Here is a 16,757-nt window from a genome sequence, read left to right as displayed (position 1 = left end):
TATCAGCACTGCCTTCAAGACGCGATAAAACTAGTTCTCTCCAGCGGAAACGCGACTTTGACGTGACCCTGGCGCCGCACGTGGCCGTCCAACTCGACCCGCGACTCCGGGCTGAACGCCGCCACCGCCGCCAGCTGCGAGAGCACCGGCGGGCAGATCGTCATGTTGCCGGAGAGCCGGTCGATCGCCCGGCGCAGGCTCGGCGGGACCAGCATCCAGCCCAGCCGCCAGCCCGTCATACAGAAGAATTTCGAGACCGAGCCCATCACCACGGACTCCGTGGACGTCTCCCATGCGCTGGATAGCGTCGCGTCGCCGAAGTTGATGCCGTGATAGATCTCGTCGGAGATCAGCAGGGTGCCGTGCACCTCGCACCAGCGGGCCAAGCGCGCGAGCTCCGCCGGATCGATAATGGTGCCGGTGGGGTTGGCTGGGCTCGCCACGATGAGCCCGGCGGGCGGCTCGTCGAGCGCCTCGAGCATCTCGACGGTCGGCTGGAAGCGCGTCTGGGCGCCGCAGTCGATCTCCACGACCTTGCAGCCCAAAGCCTCGAGGGTGTTGCGATAGCCGGGATAGCCGGGGCGCGCCATGACCACGGTGTCGCCGACGTCGAAGGCCGCCAGGAAGAGCAGCGTGAACCCACCCGACGAGCCGGTCGTCACGATCACGTCGTCCGCCGAGGCATCGACGCCGGACTCGTCGCGGTGGTGCTTCGCGATGGCCTCCCGCAATTCCGGGATGCCGAGGGACTCCGTGTAGCCCAGCAGGTGCTCGTCCAGTGCCCGCCGCGCCGCCGCCAGCACCGGCGCGGGCGCGGGCGTCGACGGCTGGCCGGCCGCGAGGCTGATCAGGTCCCCGTGCGAGGCCTGGCGCTCAGCCGCCGCCTTGAGCACGTCCATGACGTGGAACGGCTCAATTTGGGACCTTCGGGACTCGACCATGTGCGCTTCCTGGGCCATCTATTCGGGGATGCTGATGCGACCCTGTGCGGCCAATCGCCCGATATCGGTGCGATAGTGCGCGCCCGGCAGCGAGATCGCCGTGAGCCGCTCATACGCCTGCTCGCGCGCCGCCTCAAGGTCCGCGCCGACGCCGACGATGCTCAGCACCCGCCCGCCCGCGGAGACGAGCTTGCCGTCGTCGTCGAGCTTGGTGCCGGCGTGCAGCACGCCGGGGCCGTCCGCGCCGGCGATGACGTCGCCCAGTCTCGGCGTCGCCGGGTAGTGCTCGGCGGCGAGCACGACGGTGACCGCCGCGCCGTCCGACCAGGACAGCTCGCTCGACGCGTCGAGGGTGCCGTCGGCCGTGGCCAGCAGCAGGCCTGCGAGCGGGGTCTGCAGCAGCGCGAGGACGGCCTGGGTCTCGGGGTCGCCGAACCGGCAGTTGAACTCGATGACGGCGGGGCCCTGCTCGTCGATCGCCAGGCCCGCATAGAGCAGGCCGGAGTAGGCGCAGCCGCGGTCGGACATCTCGGCGGCGACGGGGATCACGACCTCGTCGACGATGCGTTGCACCATTTCCTGCGGCAGCCACGGCAGCGGCGCATAGGCGCCCATGCCGCCGGTGTTGGGGCCGGCATCGTCGTCGCCGACGCGCTTGTGGTCCTGGGCGGGCAGCAGTGGCACGACGGTCTTGTCGTTCACCAGGCAGAACAGGGAGACCTCGGGGCCAGACAGGAAGGTCTCGAGCAGCACCGGGTGCCCGCTCTCGAGCAGGTCGGCGGCATGCGCGCGGGCCTGCGCGCGGTCGGCCGTGACCACAACGCCCTTGCCTGCGGCCAGGCCGTCGTCCTTGACCACCCAGGTGGGGCCGAAGCGGTCCAGCGCCGCGTCGAGCTCGGCTGGGTTGTCAACGATCTCCGCGTGGGCTGTGCGGACGCCGGCGGCGGCCATGACGTCCTTCGCGAAGGCCTTCGAGCCCTCAATGCGGGCCGCGTCGGCCGAGGGGCCGAAGCAGGCGATGCCGGCCTCGCGCACGGCGTCGGCGACGCCGAGCACCAGCGGCACCTCGGGGCCGATGACCACCAGGTCTGCCTCGACCTCTCGGGCCAGGGCGACCACGGCCGGGCCGGAGGCCGCGTCGACGGGACGGTTTTCCGCAATGCCGGCAGTCCCCGCGTTGCCGGGGGCACACACGAGGCCGGTGACTGAGGGGTCACTGCTCAGTGCCAACAGCAAGGCATGTTCACGGGCTCCGGAACCAATAACTAGTACGCGCACGTCGGACAGCCTACTGGGGACCACTGCCAATCCAGGCATCGCTGGTCCCGGTCTGGCGCTCAACATGATTTTCCGCGATGCTCGACCCCATGGCATCCGTATTCAGCATGATTATCGCGGGCGATCTGCCCGGCCGCTTTGTCTGGGAGGACGAGTCCGTCGTCGCGTTCTTGACCATCGCGCCCGTCTCCATGGGCCACACGCTGGTGGTCCCCCGCGCGGAGGTCGACAACTGGCAGGACATCGACCCCGCCCTGTTCGCCCACTGCTCCGAGGTGGCGCAGCACATCGGCAAGGCCGTCGTCTCCGCGTTCGACGCCCCCCGCGCAGGCCTGCTCATCGCCGGCTTCGAGGTGGACCACGTGCACCTGCACGTGTTCCCCGCGGCCGATATGTCCGGCTTTGATCTGGCGCTCGCCAACCCGAACGCCGCGCCCGCGGACATGGACGACGCGGCGGCCAAGATCCGGGCGGCGCTGCGCACGCAGGGCCATGGGGAGTTCACCCCGACCGGCTAGCGGCGAGCTCTGCGGCTGTGGCCGCCGACACGCTACCCTCAGCCCATGGGTTTCATGGACGTCATCACACTGCCGGTTCGCCTCACCGTCGCCGCCACGCAGGCGACTCTGGGGATGGGCCAACTGGTCGCCTCCGACGGCCCCCTGCGACGCAAGGGCGGCTACGTCGACCAGATCGCAGTGCTGGTGGGTCCCGGTGGCCTCGCCGAGCAGCTCAACAAGATCATCGCGGACCCCAACGGGCCGGTCGCGCTGCTCCAGCGCTTGGCCGCGGTGACCGCGGAGGACCGTCCGCTCGGCAAGGCGATGGCGCAGGGCGGCGCTCTCGACCGCATTCTCGCCGAGGACGGCGTCGCTGCCCGCCTCTCCGAGTCCGGCAGCGCGCTCGACCGCTTCCTCGGCGAGGGCGGCGGCCTGGACATCCTGATTGCCGAGGGCGGCCCCCTCGACCGACTCCTGGCCAGCGACGGGGCCCTGGACCGCATCACCGCCCAGGGCGGGGCACTCGACCGCATCCTCTCCGAGGAGGGCGCCCTTGACCGGATCACCGCCGAGGGCGGCGTCATGGACCGTATCCTCGGCGACGGCGGCCTGGCCGACAGACTGCTGGCCGACGACGGCTTCGTCGAGAAACTCACCGCTGATGGCGGAACGCTAGACCAGCTGATCGGGCTTGGCGACACCATTGAGAAGCTCCAGGAGGCTGTCGTCACGCTCAACAGCGTCGTCGAGCCCCTCTCCGACCTGGTGGGCCGAATTCCCGGCGGCCGCGGGCGCGGCAAGCGCCCGATGCGCGGCTCCGAGGTTTTCACGCAGATCGAGCACGACAACCAATAGCGCCGATACCGCTGGGCGGCATGCGCCGAGCCCCGCCGGACCACCCCCGTCGTGCGTGAATCCCCCTTCGGGCCAAGCGGATTCACGCTGACCTCCACCCCCCACACTGGGTGAGATCCAAATCACACTTGGCTTTCCTGGAACCGTAGGTAAGGTATGGGCAACCTAACCTGCTCGACCGTTCCCCGTGGAGGCCCCTCATGTATGTGTGCATCTGTCACGGTTTCACCGTGGAGGACATCCAGTTCCAGATCCGCGCGGGGAACAGCTCAGTGAACAAGATCGGCCGCAGCTGCGGCGCAGGTGGAGACTGCGGGGCCTGCGTCAAGAAGATTCAGGCGATTCTGAAGACTACAGTGATCGACGATGGCAAACTTGCCATGAGGATCGCTGGCTGACCCTACGGCTGGCGAATCCTCAGTTCCCAGAGGAGGACAGCATGGTAGGCGATAAGAAGGTCATCGAGTTTCTCAACGAGCAGCTCACCGCTGAGCTGACTGCGATCAACCAGTACTTCCTGCACTCCAAGATGCAAGCCGATCGCGGCTGGTCCAAGCTCGCGGCGTACACGCGCGCCGAGTCGATCGACGAGATGAAGCACGCTGAGGTCCTGACGGACCGGATCCTCTTCCTCGACGGGCTGCCGAACTACCAGCGGCTCGGCGTCATCGCCATCGGCCAGACCGTCACCGAGATGTTCGAGGCCGACAAGCAGATCGAGGCCGCGGCCGTCGATCGACTGCGGCGCGGCATCGATCACATGCGTGCGGTCGGCGACGTGACCTCTGCCCGGATCTTCGAGTCGATCCTCGAAGATGAGGAAGGCCATGTGGACTACCTCGACACCCAGCTCGACCTGATCGCCCAGTTGGGCGAGGCGCTCTACCTCGCGCAGCAGATCGAGGCTTAGGCCTTCAACAGCTAGCAGCGCCCCGTCCCGCAGATGAACGCGGGACGGGGCGGTGTTGTTTACCAAGGGCATTTGCCCAGGGGCGTTTACTTAGGACTCGGCCGCCGCCAGGTCACGCTTCCAGGTGCGGAAGCCCTCCTCGGTGCGACCCCGCCGCCAGTAGCCGGAGATCGACGCCCGCGCGGCTGGCACTCCCCGCTCCTTGCGGATATAGGGCCGCAGGCCATGCATGACCGCCTGGGCCTCGCCGTGGATGAACACGTGGGGCTCACCGGCCAGCCATGGGGCCCCGCGGACCGCGGCGACCAGCGGCGCATGGCGGCCCGCCTCGTCGTCGGCGACCTCGCCAGCCGCCGCGCCGCGATGGACCCACGTCACCGAGACGCCCGCCGGCGCGACGATGGGCACCTCTGCCTGCGCCCCGGCCACCTCCACGAACACTTGCCCGACGGCGTCCGCGGACATCGACGCCACCGCGGCCGCGATCGCGGGCAGCGCCGACTCGTCGCCGGCCAGCAGATGCCAGTCCGCCGTCGGGTCCGGGCGATACGCGCCCCCGGGCCCGGACAGCCGGACGGTCTCGCCCGCCGCGACGGACTCCGCCCAGGCCCCGGCCACGCCCTCGTCGCCGTGGACGACGAAGTCGATGGCGATCTCGCGTTGCTCGAGGTCCACTGACCGCACCGTGTACGTCCGCGTCACCGGCTCCGCCTCGGAGCCGAAGTGCAGTTTGACGTATGCGTCCGTGAACACGCTCGGCTCGAACGTCTCGAAGCCGGTCCCGCCCAAATGCACGCGCACCATGCCGGGGGCCACCCGCTCCGTCCGCTGCACCGTCAGGATTGTGATCTTCCTCGCCATGGATCCACCTCTCATTAGGGAAGCCTTGCCACATATCACCATACGTGTGCGGCGACCGTCGTGCGGGTGAGAGTCCCAGGCGCCGACACCGGGCAAGCCCGCCATGCCTCCTGAAAATGAAAGATCCCAGGCGGTCGCCGTGCCCACCTGGGATCTTCGTTGAGCTGGAGAAGGGACTTGAACCCTCAACCGCCCGATTACAAGTCGGGTGCGCTACCAATTGCGCCACTCCAGCACCGGCCCGTAAACCGACCCACATGGTAACCGCTGCCGGCGCTGACGCCGAATCCCCGCCCCAGCACGTCGGACTGCGGCGTCTCACTAGTACCCGCACGGTCCAAGCACTACGTTGGTACTCATGAGCACATCCGAGTACGCGACGGTCTTGGCCTGGCAGGACGCCCTCAATGACGGCGACTCCGACACGCTGGTCGAACTGTCCAGCGACGGCATCGAGATCTCCAGCGCGGAGGGCGGCAGCCAGGGCCTCGTCGCGCTGTTGGATTGGGCCGCTGAGTCCAACACGACGGTCTCCCTCGAGCACGCCTATGTCAGCGGCGCCGTCGTCGTCACGTCCGGCGAGGCCGCAGGCTCGCTCGCCGGCGGCCCGGACACCGACCGCCGCCCATTGGCGATCGCATTCCGGGTGGACAACGACCAGGTCGTGTCGGTCTTCATCCACCCCGACGTCGAGACGGCCCTCACCGCGACGGGGCTCGGGTCCGGGGACCTTGTCCGAGACTGACGACCCCCAGCTCCCCGAGATAGTCGCCACCACAGCGCACGAGGCTCCGGTGCCGCCTTCCCCGCTGCGCAGACTCGTCGACACGATCCGCAACCGCCCAGTTCGACGCGCGACTGTCGACACGGTCGCCCCGCCACCCTCCCCGCTGCAGCCGATCGACCTGACGGACAACATCGCCGTCACCGAGGTCCTGCGCCTGGCCAGCTGGGTCGGCGAGGTGCTGCTGGCCTCGGGCACCGGCGCGATCGACACCATGGTCCAGGTGGAGCAAGTCGCCGCCGCCTACGGCCTCACCGAGTGCGACGTCGACATCACCTACAACTCGATCGCGATCAGCGCCCGACGCGGCCCCACCCTGCCGCCCGCCGGCTCGATTCGGATCGTCAAGTACCGGACGCATGACTTCACCCGGCTGGCGGCCGTCGACCGACTGGTGCGCCGCATCCGCCGGGGCGCCGCGACCCCGGAGCAAGCTGCCCAGACCCTCCACGACATCACCGCTAGCGGGCATCCGTACCCGCAGTGGGTCGCCACGGGCGCGTGGGCCGGAATGGCCGCGTCGGTGGCCTGGCTGCTCGGCGGCGGCCTGGCGATCATCGCCGCCTCCTTCCTCGCCACGCTGATGATCCAGATGGCCAACCGGTGGCTCGATGGGCACGGCCTGCCGGCGTTCTTCCAGCAGGTCATCGGCGGCTTCATCGCCACCGTGCCCGCCTCGGCGCTATATGCGATGCGCGAGCATCTGGACCTGCAGATCCGGCCGTCGCTGGTGATCGCCTCGGGTGTCGTCGTGCTCCTCTCGGGGTTATCCCTGGTCGGCTCGGTGCAGGATGCCATCACAGGGGCTCCCGTCACCGCGGCCGGCCGGTTCTTCGAGGTCCTCATGATGACGGGCGGCATCATCGCGGGCGTCGCGATTGGATTGCGCACCGCCGCCGCGGTCGGCTTCGCCCTCCCCGCGATCACCGCCGACCAGTTCTCCGGCAACCTCACCCAACTGCCGGCCCAGATGGCGGCGGGTGCCTTGACCGCCGCCTGCTTCGCCCTGGCCTGCTACGCGGAGGTCCGCGCGACGGTCGTCGCCTTCGTCTCGGGCGCGGCCGGCACCGGCGCCTTGATCCTGGCGGGCCACTTCGGCGTCGGCCAGGTGCTCAGCGCCGCCGCGGCCGCCACCATCATCGGCCTCGCCGGCGGCCTGCTGGCCCGCCGAGCCCTGACCCCGCCGGTGATCGTCGGCATCGCCGGCATCACCCCCCTGCTCCCGGGCCTGGCCATCTACCGCGGCCTGTACTCGATCCTCAATGAGGACACCACCACCGGATTCACCGACCTCGTCTCGGCGATGGGCGTCGGCGCAGGTCTCGCCGCCGGCGTCGTGCTGGGCGAATGGTGCGCCCGCGTGCTGCGCCGACCACGCATCCTGGAACGCGCGGCGAGCCTGCGCCGGCCCATCGTCCGCCGTCGCATCCGGCCACCTTCGCCCCGACCTGCGCAGCCGCGGCAGCGCGAACCCCGTAAATTTGCCCACCGCCCCGCCTCCCCCGGACCGAGCCGTCCAGGGCCTAGGTGGCGAAACCAGGGCAATCTCTCCTAGAGTCGTATCGAATTGCGCGAGCCCCCGGCGCGGCCCATCCCCGGGCTCACCCGAAAACTTGGAGGAACCACCATGACAGCCAACAGCAACAAGACCGAAGCAATCAACGAAGACCCGCTCGAGGGCGAGGAGATCCTGCCCCCCGAGGAGGTCACCATCATTCAGGCCCAGCGCGTGGTCGCCTCCTTCGCCGAAGATGCCGACGAGTGCCGGATGCTGTTCTCGATGCTGGGAATCGGCCCCACCACGCCCGACGAGTAAGCCTCGCCCCAGACTGGAGGCGTTACTGTCATAATCAGGCGTCATCAACCCGGAGGGCGGCGCGCGCTATGCAGTCAGGCACATCGGATTTCGTCGTAGTGGCTAACCGGCTGCCCGTCGACCTCGAGCAACTGCCCGACGGCACCCACCGGTGGAAGCAGTCGCCGGGCGGACTGGTGACCGCGCTGGAGCCGATCTTGCGCACCAACGCCGGTGCCTGGGTGGGGTGGCCCGGAGTGACGGACACCAAGCTTGACCCCATCACCGAGAACGGCCTCCAGCTCTACCCGGTGACGCTCGACAGCGACGATTTCGAGCGCTACTACGAGGGCTTCTCCAACGCGACGCTGTGGCCGCTGTACCACGACCTCATCGTGAAGCCGGTCTTCGAGCGGGCGTGGTGGAACAGCTACGTCGACGTCAATCGTCGTTTCGCCGAGGCCACCGCGGCCACCGCGGCCACCGGCGCCACCGTCTGGGTGCAGGACTACCAACTGCAACTGGTCCCCCGCATGCTCCGAGAGCTACGTCCCGACCTGACTATTGGGTTCTTCCTCCACATCCCGTTCCCGCCGGTGGAGCTGTTCATGCAGCTGCCGTGGCGCAAGTCCGTCATCGAGGGGATGCTGGGCGCGGACCTGATCGGGTTCCAAATGCCCGGCGGCGCAGAGAACTTCATGATCTTGGCGCGGAAGCTGCTGAACTTGCCGACCAGCCGGGGCAGCATCCGCCCGGCCTCCAAGCACGGCACCATCACCTATGGCGAGCGCACCGTCAACGTCGGCGCGTTCCCCATCTCCATCAACGCGGCCGAGCTGGACAGGCTGGCACGCTCGAAGTCGGTCCGGGCCCGGGCGGCCGAGATCAGAGCGCAGCTGGGCAACCCGGAATGCCTGATGCTCGGCATCGACCGGCTCGACTACACCAAGGGCATCGACATCCGGCTGCACGCCATCCGCGAGCTGCTGGAGGAGAATCGCCTAGACCCCGCGGCCTTCGTGATGCTCCAGCTCGCCACACCCAGCCGCGAGCGCGTGCAGAACTACGCCATCATGCGACGCTCCATCGAGGAGCAGGTCGGCCGCATCAACGGCGAGTACAGCGAGGTGGGCAGCCCCGTCGTGCAGTACATGCACCGGGCCATCGACCGCCACGAGCTGGTCGCGTTTTTCGTGGCCGCCGACATCATGCTGGTGACCCCGCTACGCGACGGAATGAACCTCGTCGCCAAGGAGTACGTCGCCTGCAACACCACCCTGGGCGGCTCCCTGGTCCTCAGCGAGTTCGCGGGCGCGGCGGCCGAGCTCAAGAATGCCTATCTTGTGAATCCGCACGACCTCGACGGCATGAAGGACACCTTGGTCGAGGCCATGGGCCAGAGCCGCGAGGAGACGCACCGCCGCATGCGCGCGATGCGCCGCCAGGTGCTCACCCACGATGTGAACCGGTGGGCCCGCTTGTTCCTCGACACGCTGCGTGGGCCCACCCCACGGGAGACGTCGCCAGGCGATGCCACACCGCCAGAGGCTGGCACCAGCTAGGTTAGACCGCGTCCAGCCCGCTCACCTTCCAGACCCCGTCCGCCTTGGCCATGTCCACCAGGAGGCGGCTCGGCGTGAACGTGGCCTTGGGCCCGGTGTCCGCATTGACGACCTGATTGACGTACACCAGCACGGTCGCAGCGTCCTTTGTGGACTCCACCGCGGCCTGCGCGATGACTGTCGCGGTCACCGTTGTGGCGTGGGCCTCCGCATTGGGGATCACGTTTGTGTTGATCTCATCCTCGAACTCCTGATGGAAATCCCCCGTCGTGCCCTCTAACGCGCGCGCCATCTCATCGCGAACCGAGCCATGGTCGAACGCGAACATCAGCTGCACCTGTGCCGCCGCCGCAGCGGGCGCCTCCGCCCGCGCCTCCACTGCGGCCTGCGTGGAGCTCGTCGAGTACAACAGCCACCCCAGGATGGCGCCGACAACCAACACTGCGACGCACAACCCTGCTGTGAGCCCCTTCGCCAACCTCGACATTCGCTCCCCTGCCACTGTGTCGGCCATCAGATCACGTACTCGACGTTGGAGGTCTTGCACTGTCCATCAACCTTGTCCACGGTCACGCGCATCCGAAAGTAAGCCACCTTGGGCTCCGGGGTGTTCGTGTTGGTCACCGTCGACATCGCAACCACCAGCACCGTCCCGGAGGTGTCTGTGTTGTCCTCCACCGCAGAGGTCACGATCGAGCCCTCCGATGTCGCGTCGACCTCCCTCGCCATGGACGCGAATTGCTCGCTGGCGCCTTCGAACTGGTCCCGGTAGGCACCGGTGGACCCATCGAGGATGGACCCGATCTTCTCGTCGATGTTCGCAGCCGACACGTTCACGATGTCGTTGACCGAGGTCTCCGCCGCGGCCAGAAAGCAGCCGCGGACGTCCGCTTGGTGCGAGAGGTCGGCCTTCTTCTTGATCAAGAACCCGCAGGCGATCACCATCGCCACGACGAGGACCCCCACAATGATGGGCAGCGCCAGGTCGAGCAGCGCTGGTTTCGCTTTCGCCGTCGGTGTCGCCGGGACCACCTCGTCCGGTGCTATCTCGCCTGGCTCATTACCTTTAGATATCACTTAAAGCCTTAGTTCGATGGTGTGGACAACATGGCCTGCCAAGAATCGGCGGGGGCGCTGGTAGCCCCATTGGCCCCACTCGGGACCAGACTACTGTCCGCGTACACCTCGCCATTCGGCGCGACATACTGGCCGGTGCCGGGATCGTAGGACGCCGTGCCCACCTGCCCAAACTCCTGATACGGCGTGATCTCCGCACCCGGCACGTCCGGCTGGGCCGGCCCGAATGGCGGGGTCGGCTCGCCGAGGGGCACATAGCCCGTCGAGTCCTCGCACAGCGCCGGTGTCGGCGCACGCTTGCCCGGAGTCAGCGGGCACGGCGCGTTCCGGGCGCCGCGGACGGACATCTGGGCGTCCTGGGGAATCCGGCAATAGATGCCATCGGGCGTGACGGGGATCGTGACGTCATTCGCCGGCCGCCGCTGCTCTGGGCTCAGGTAGCCCATGCTGCAGCCTTGTGGGTCGTTCAGCGCAAGGTGGAAGTCCAGCGGAAGCTTGTTGTTGTCCTTAACCGCCTTCTGCACCAGCGTCTGCAGAGCGCCCATCAGCGCCGGATACACCACCAGCAACTGCTGGATCGAGTCGTTGTAGGTCATGGTCACCTGGCCGACGCTGACCGTGTTCGCCAGCATGAGGGGCAACGTCGGGCTGATGTCCTTCATCAGCTGGTCCGCCACCGACGTGGCGCCCGGCGCCTGGGCAAGCACACTGCGCAGCTCAGGATCGCTCTTCACCAGCTGACCGGTGAAGGACGCGAGGCTGTTGACCCAGGCCCGCATGTCGTCCCCGCTGACCACCTGCGTGTCCAGGAGCGGTCCGAGTTCCTCAATCAGGGTCTTCGTCGGCTCCACACTGCCGGTCGCCTCCTCGATTACGGCCTTCGCCGACTCGATCAGCACCTTCAGATCGCCCGCCGAATCATTGAACGCCAGGAACGTCTCATCGATCATGGTGGTCAGCTGCTCTCTGGGGATCACCTCTAGCAGCTGATTCGCCTCATCCAGGATCGGGCCGATATCGGTGGGCATCTGCACCCGATCCGCCGGGACCTCGAAGCCGTTGCCAATGAGAGGCCCACCGTTGGACTGCGGGGTGAACTCGAGGTACTGCTCTCCAATCGCGGACACGCTGCGCACGGACACCTTCGAGTCCACGGGGATATTCGCGCCGCTATCGATAGACACCTTCGCCTGCACACCGCTCGCGGTCAGATCCACCGACTTCACCGTGCCAACGGTGCTTCCGAGATAGGTGACATTCGCATTCTTGTAGAGCCCGCCGGTAGACGGCATGTGGACCGTGACCGCGTTGCGCCCGATGCCGAACATCGCCGGCAGCTGCACGTACTTGATGGCCATCACGGAGACGCCGACCACTGTCAGCACCAGGAAGATCGCCAGCTGGATGCGGACAAAACGGGTGAGGATCATTCGTCTGCTCCTGTTGCGAGCGGTCCGAACAGATCTTGCAGCTCGGGGATTTGGCCGGCCGACTCGTCCTCCACCTGATCGGGGGTCGGCATCTTCGGGTTGAAGGGATCCCCCTTGGTGTTGGAGTTGCCGCTGAGCTGACCGACGATCGCGTCCGGTCCGCCCATCGAGTTGTAGAGGTTGCTGCCGACGAACAATGAACTGTTCAGCCGCGCTCCGGTCAGATCGACCTCATCCCACAAGTTCGTGTAGTCGCCGCGCATAGCGTTGAACAACGTCTCCATCGGGAACGGGAACGTGAACAGCAGGCTCAAGGTGTCCGGCAGCGCATCCCCCGTGTCAGCCACCGCGGACAGGATCGGGCCCATCGACGCCAGGTTGGCGCGCAGATCGTCTGAGCTGCGGGTGAGGACATCGTCCGCCACCCCGCTGAACTTGCCCAGGGCCATGATGGCGCCGGCCAGGTTGTCCTTCTCATTCGCCAACACCTGCGTGGCGGGGGCCAGCCCCTGCAGCGCTGCCACAAGGACCTCGTCCTGATCGCGCACCGTGGAGCTGAGCCGGTTGACCCCCTCCATCGCGAGGACGATGTCGCCCTTCTGCCGATCAAGGGTGGCGGTCAACGACTCCAACTGCGGCAGCAGGTCGTGAATGCTCTCCTGGTTCCCGTCGAACACGGCATTCAGCTCCGTCGTGATGTCGTTGAGCTGCGCCAACCCGCCGCCGTTGAGCACCACGGAGAGCGTCGACAAGGTGGACTCGGTGCTGGGCGCGGTGGAACTCTCGCTCATCGAGATGGTGTCGCCGCCCTGCAACAGCGGCGCGTCCTCCGCGGCGACGCCCTTCGGCGGGATCAGGCCCATGAACTGCGAGCCCAGCAGGCTGACCTGGCCCACCATCGCACGGGTACCGCGCGGCACCTCGGTGCCCTCTGCCAGGCCGATGACCACCTTGGCGGTCCAGTCTGGGTTGACCGTCAACTTCCGGATGCTGCCGACCGTGACATCGTCGATCATCACCGGAGAGTTCTGCGTCAGGGTTCCCACGCTGCCGATCTGCACGATGAGCTCATAGGAGCTGCTCCCGGTGCCGATAGCACCCGGCAGCGGCAACGAGTTCAGCCCGTCCCAGCTGCAGCCGGTGATCAACAGGGCCGAAGATGCCGCAACCGCGGTGATGAGCGTGCGTCGGCTGCGTGCCGCCGTGCGCTTGCCTGCGTTCGGGGCCATCTAATTCCCACCTCCGAGTCCGGGGAGCAATAGGTCGCCGAGGCCCAACCCGCTGGGGGCGGGCTCCGCGGCAGCAGGTGCGGACGCATCGGTCGGCACCTGCCGGATATCGGCATCGCCGGCGGAGGTGTTCCCGGGCGCCAGGCTCGGGGTCTCCAGCTTCGGCACGTTGTGCAGGCTTGGGTCGGTGTAGACGACCTGGTCCGGCATCGCGGTGACTCCGGTGATCGGGTTCGTGCCCACCGGTGGGTAGTTCATCGCCAACCCGGCAAAGATCGGGGTCAGGAGCGTAATGCAGTTCTGCACCGACTCCAGCGGGCCAGTACCGTCCGCACCGCCCATCGCGCCGCAGACCATGTCCACCACGTTGCCGGTGTTATCGAGCGCGATACCGCCGGTGAAAGTGCCCTGGGCCGGCTGATAGATGTTGTAGAAGTTCACCAAGGACGTCGGACCCACATGCAGCAGCTCCGCCAATCGCTCCTTTTTGCCCGCGATCGTCTCCACCACCTTCGACAGGTCCGCGACGTTCTCGGAGATTCCCACTCGGTTGTCAGTGACGAATCGTTGGACCTCGCCGACTGCGACATCAAGGCTCTTGAGCGAGGTGTCCAGCTGGGTGTTGCTGGCGGCGAGCACATCCGAGACCGCGGCCAGATGGCCGCTCACCGAGACAATCTGCTGGTTGCTCGACGACAACGCGCTGACGAAGGTCTGCAGGTTGCGAATGGTGGAGAACAGGTCGACTCGGCCGTCGGACACCGTGCTCATCGCCGCGGACAGCTCCCGCAAGGTGTCGCGGATCCGCTGACCGTTGCCGTCCAGGTTGTCCCCCGCCACATTCAGGAACTTGTTGAGCGCGCCCGGATCATCCCCCTCCGGACCGAGTGCCTGGGTCAGCTTGCTCAGCTCCACCTTGATCTCGTCCCACTCGACGGGCACCGCCGTGCGTTCGACCGGGATCACGTCGCCGTTCTGCAACTGGGGCCCGTCACCACGGTGCACCGGGGTCAGTTGGATGAACCGTGACGTGACCAGGCTCTGCGCCACAATCAAGGCGCTCGCATCTTCGGGGATCGCCACGTCGCGGTCCACGCTCATCGTGATCTTGGTGGTGGTGCCCTCGGGCTCAATCTTGTCGATCGAGCCGACGGTCACGCCCAGCACAGCCACCTTGTCGCCGGCATAGATCCCGCTGGCGTTGGTGAAGTATGCCGTGATGGTGTTCTGCCTTCCACCGGGCCACACTTGCCACACCCCGACCACGAGGAGCACGGCGAGCAGCGCCGCGAGACCGATGCGAAGTTGCTTGGCACGCGCCATTATCGACCCCCTCCGTCAGTAATACCGGAAAGCGCATCCGCTGCTCCGGGCACCAAATCCAAGGGCGACTGAGCCCCGGGTCCCGGATCCGCCGCGGCCGAATCCGCGGGCGCCGGAATCGCCGCCGCCGCGGTGTTCTGTGCCAGGTGGTTGAACAGCGGCGTCAGCAGGTCCGTGGTGTTGAAGCCAGGCCCCAGGTTGATGAAGTTCTGGATATACGCCTGGAAGTACGGGCCACTCGAGACCGACTCGCCCAGCGCGTACATGTACTTGCTCACGCCATCTAGGGACTCCGAGATATTGTCCCGGTTGGCGATCATCACTTCCAGCACCTGGCTCAGCTTGTCCAGCGTCGGCTGCATCTCCGCCTCGTTGTCCTGGACGAACCCGGTCAGCTGCGTCGAGACCGCACCGATGTTGACGATGAGCTGGCTCAGCATCTGCTTGCGCTCGTCGAGCTGGCTCAACAGCGCGTTCGCGTCGAGCACCAAGGCGTTCAGCTGTTCGCTTCGGTCCGAGAGCACTCCCGTCACACCGTTGGCCCGCGCCATCAACTGACGCAAGCTCTCGTCACGCTCACTGATGCTCTTGGACAACCCGGTGATGCCATTGAGCGCGTCGCGCAGTTCCTCGGGAGTGTCCTGCAGATTCTCGGAGAACGAGTTCAGCGCATCGGTCACGACATCGGTGTCGATCTCCTCGACCGTCGTCGTCAGCTCGCCGAGCGCGTCGGTCAACGCATACGGGGTGGTGGTGTGCGCCAACGGGATTCGCCCATTCTTGCCGATATCCCCGGCGCCGGCAGGCCGCACCCGCAGCCCGCGCGTGCCCAGCAGCGATTCAGTCTTGATGTCCGCACCGGTCTTGTCCCCCAGGCGGATCTTCTTGTCCACCGTGAAGGTGACCAGCACATGCTCGTCCTCGAGCTCGATTCCGCCCACGGCCCCAACCTTCAGGCCGGCAACGCGGACATCATCACCTGACTTCAGCCCTGCCGCATCCATGACCTCCGCTTGATACGTCTTCGAGGAGTTGACGAATGGCAGTTTGTCGAAGTTCAACGCCACCAGCACCATCAGGACCGTCAAGCCGATGCCGATCAGCGCGATAGGGATGGGGTTCATCTCCCGGAAGCGGGGCAGGTCCCTAAACTTGTCCATCGATAATTTACTCATCGAGCGGAGCACACCTTCCCGTCGTCTGGTTCTTGAACGGGATGATGAGCGGATTACCGCCCGGCCCATCGACCTTGAAGCTCAGCCCGCAAATATAGAAGTTGAAGAACGATCCGTACGCGCCCACGCGCACGAGTTGACGGAATGCCGGGGGCATCGTCTCCAGCGCCCAGTTCAGCTTCCCTTTGGTCTCATCTGTCGAGAGGATGCTCATCAGCCTGTTCAGCTCTGCGATATCCGTTTGCAGATCCGGTCGGGCGTCGGTGAGCAGCGAGGCGAGTGTCCCGGTCGCCTCGTTGATGTGGTCGATTCCGCCGACCACGGCGTCGCGGCTTTGTGCGAGCGTGCCCACCACCTGCTGGACGTTGTCGATAATGGTGGAGAATTCCGCCTTATTCGCGTCCATCGTCCCCAACACCGCATTGAGGTTGTCCACGACCTCGCCGATCAGCTGATCCCGCTCTGCCAGGGTGTTGGAGAAGGAGCTAGTGCTGCTGAGCAGGTTCACCAGTGTCGTGCCCTGCCCCTGGAACACATCGAGCAGCGAGGCCGCCAGTTTATTGACCTGGCCTGGGTCCAGCCCCCGGAAAAGGGGCTTGAAGCCGCCAAGCAGCACATCCAGATCCAGCGCCGGCTCCGTCTGCGTGACGGGGATGGTGCTGCCCTTCTGTAACTGCTTGCCGTCCCCGGAGCCCTCGCTGAGCTCGACGAAGCGATTGCCCACCATGTCCTGAAAGTGCACAGCCATGTGCGTGCTCTCTCGGAGCGGGAAGGTGTCATCGACATTGAAATCCACGGTGGCGAGCTCGTTGTCGGTGATGGCGATTCCGGTCACCGAGCCGACCACGACGCCCGCGATCCGTACCTTGTCACCCTTCTTCAGGCCCGACGCGTCAGTGAAGACCGCGTGGTAGTCCTGGGTCGACCCGGTCCGATATTGGCTGAACACCACGACGAGGCCGGAGAAGATCAACAACATCGCGACCGTGAAGATGCCCAGTTTGAGCGTTGTCGCCTTGAGCGAGCTCTTTCTCATC

Annotated in this window: 17 protein-coding genes, 1 tRNA gene and 1 pseudogene; 8 read left to right on the top strand and 11 right to left on the bottom strand. The window is 66.6% G+C overall.

The features are described from left to right. Positions 1-71: 71 nt before the first annotated feature. Positions 72-941: pseudogene (locus tag TBIF_RS04025) on the bottom strand (aminotransferase class I/II-fold pyridoxal phosphate-dependent enzyme); the annotation flags it as partial. Positions 942-959: 18 nt separating this feature from the next. After that, on the bottom strand, positions 960-2,219 hold the full coding sequence (gene purD / locus TBIF_RS04020; protein WP_024793577.1) for a phosphoribosylamine--glycine ligase: 1,260 nt from the start codon (positions 2,217-2,219) through the stop codon (positions 960-962). Between the two features lie 89 nt (positions 2,220-2,308). On the opposite strand from purD, the gene TBIF_RS04015 reads away from it, so the two are divergent. The 4 genes from TBIF_RS04015 (at position 2,309) to bfr (ending at position 4,484) form a co-directional block, all read left to right on the top strand. Next, a complete protein-coding gene (locus TBIF_RS04015) occupies positions 2,309-2,737 on the top strand; it encodes an HIT family protein (RefSeq protein WP_024793576.1) in 429 nt (142 codons plus the stop codon). 45 nt (positions 2,738-2,782) lie between these two features. Further along, positions 2,783-3,574, top strand: a complete 792-nt coding sequence (locus tag TBIF_RS22815; RefSeq protein WP_024793575.1) for a hypothetical protein — start codon at positions 2,783-2,785, stop codon at positions 3,572-3,574. Between the two features lie 200 nt (positions 3,575-3,774). Continuing rightward, positions 3,775-3,972 carry a (2Fe-2S)-binding protein gene (locus TBIF_RS04005; protein ID WP_024793574.1) on the top strand — a complete coding sequence of 66 codons (198 nt, stop codon included), beginning with the start codon at positions 3,775-3,777 and terminating at the stop codon, positions 3,970-3,972. Between the two features lie 41 nt (positions 3,973-4,013). Continuing rightward, on the top strand, positions 4,014-4,484 hold the full coding sequence (bfr, locus tag TBIF_RS22810) for a bacterioferritin (protein WP_038169642.1): 471 nt from the start codon (positions 4,014-4,016) through the stop codon (positions 4,482-4,484). Between the two features lie 90 nt (positions 4,485-4,574). Here bfr and TBIF_RS03995 read toward each other — a convergent pair whose 3' ends face one another. Both TBIF_RS03995 and TBIF_RS03990 read right to left on the bottom strand, forming a co-directional pair. Then, positions 4,575-5,345 carry a siderophore-interacting protein gene (locus tag TBIF_RS03995; protein ID WP_024793573.1) on the bottom strand — a complete coding sequence of 257 codons (771 nt, stop codon included), beginning with the start codon at positions 5,343-5,345 and terminating at the stop codon, positions 4,575-4,577. A 162-nt stretch (positions 5,346-5,507) separates the two neighbouring features. Beyond that, positions 5,508-5,580, bottom strand: a tRNA-Thr gene (locus TBIF_RS03990). Positions 5,581-5,703: 123 nt separating this feature from the next. On the opposite strand from TBIF_RS03990, the gene TBIF_RS03985 reads away from it, so the two are divergent. The 4 genes from TBIF_RS03985 (at position 5,704) to TBIF_RS03970 (ending at position 9,486) form a co-directional block, all read left to right on the top strand. Further along, the gene (locus TBIF_RS03985; protein ID WP_024793572.1) at positions 5,704-6,090 is read left to right on the top strand and encodes a nuclear transport factor 2 family protein; all 387 of its coding nucleotides are present in this window, start codon (positions 5,704-5,706) and stop codon (positions 6,088-6,090) included. A gap of 64 nt (positions 6,091-6,154) precedes the next feature. Continuing rightward, positions 6,155-7,684 (top strand): threonine/serine exporter family protein, encoded by a 1,530-nt coding sequence (locus TBIF_RS03980; protein WP_024793571.1) that lies wholly within the window; start codon positions 6,155-6,157, stop codon positions 7,682-7,684. Between the two features lie 72 nt (positions 7,685-7,756). Next, positions 7,757-7,945 carry a hypothetical protein gene (locus TBIF_RS03975; RefSeq protein ID WP_024793570.1) on the top strand — a complete coding sequence of 63 codons (189 nt, stop codon included), beginning with the start codon at positions 7,757-7,759 and terminating at the stop codon, positions 7,943-7,945. Positions 7,946-8,013: 68 nt separating this feature from the next. Continuing rightward, complete coding sequence (locus tag TBIF_RS03970; RefSeq protein ID WP_024793569.1) at positions 8,014-9,486, top strand: alpha,alpha-trehalose-phosphate synthase (UDP-forming); 1,473 nt, start codon at positions 8,014-8,016, stop codon at positions 9,484-9,486. Between the two features lies 1 nt (position 9,487). Here the strand turns inward: TBIF_RS03970 and TBIF_RS03965 are convergent, their stop codons facing one another. From TBIF_RS03965 to TBIF_RS03935, 7 genes are read right to left on the bottom strand one after another with little or no spacing between them, the layout of a single operon-like run. Continuing rightward, positions 9,488-9,973, bottom strand: a complete 486-nt coding sequence (locus tag TBIF_RS03965; RefSeq protein WP_148302147.1) for an Rv1363c family protein — start codon at positions 9,971-9,973, stop codon at positions 9,488-9,490. A gap of 26 nt (positions 9,974-9,999) precedes the next feature. Further along, entirely contained in the window at positions 10,000-10,518 is a 519-nt protein-coding gene (locus TBIF_RS03960; RefSeq protein WP_024793567.1) for an Rv1363c family protein, read from the bottom strand. 53 nt (positions 10,519-10,571) lie between these two features. Then, complete coding sequence (locus tag TBIF_RS03955) at positions 10,572-11,993, bottom strand: MCE family protein (RefSeq protein ID WP_024793566.1); 1,422 nt, start codon at positions 11,991-11,993, stop codon at positions 10,572-10,574. After that, positions 11,990-13,222, bottom strand: a complete 1,233-nt coding sequence (locus tag TBIF_RS03950; RefSeq protein WP_024793565.1) for an MCE family protein — start codon at positions 13,220-13,222, stop codon at positions 11,990-11,992. The genes TBIF_RS03955 and TBIF_RS03950 overlap by 4 nt, the downstream gene beginning before the upstream one ends. Beyond that, complete coding sequence (locus TBIF_RS03945) at positions 13,223-14,545, bottom strand: MCE family protein (RefSeq protein WP_024793564.1); 1,323 nt, start codon at positions 14,543-14,545, stop codon at positions 13,223-13,225. Continuing rightward, a complete protein-coding gene (locus TBIF_RS03940) occupies positions 14,545-15,720 on the bottom strand; it encodes an MCE family protein (RefSeq protein ID WP_158506310.1) in 1,176 nt (391 codons plus the stop codon). Before TBIF_RS03940 ends, TBIF_RS03945 begins: the two co-directional genes overlap by 1 nt. Continuing rightward, positions 15,713-16,756, bottom strand: coding sequence for an MCE family protein (locus TBIF_RS03935; protein WP_024793562.1), 1,044 nt, complete (start codon positions 16,754-16,756; stop codon positions 15,713-15,715). Before TBIF_RS03935 ends, TBIF_RS03940 begins: the two co-directional genes overlap by 8 nt. Between the last annotated feature and the right edge of the window lies 1 nt (position 16,757).

The organism is Tomitella biformata AHU 1821 (assembly GCF_000524475.1).
GTDB lineage: Bacteria > Actinomycetota > Actinomycetes > Mycobacteriales > Mycobacteriaceae > Tomitella > Tomitella biformata.
This window is presented reverse-complemented; position numbering and strand designations above follow the sequence as displayed.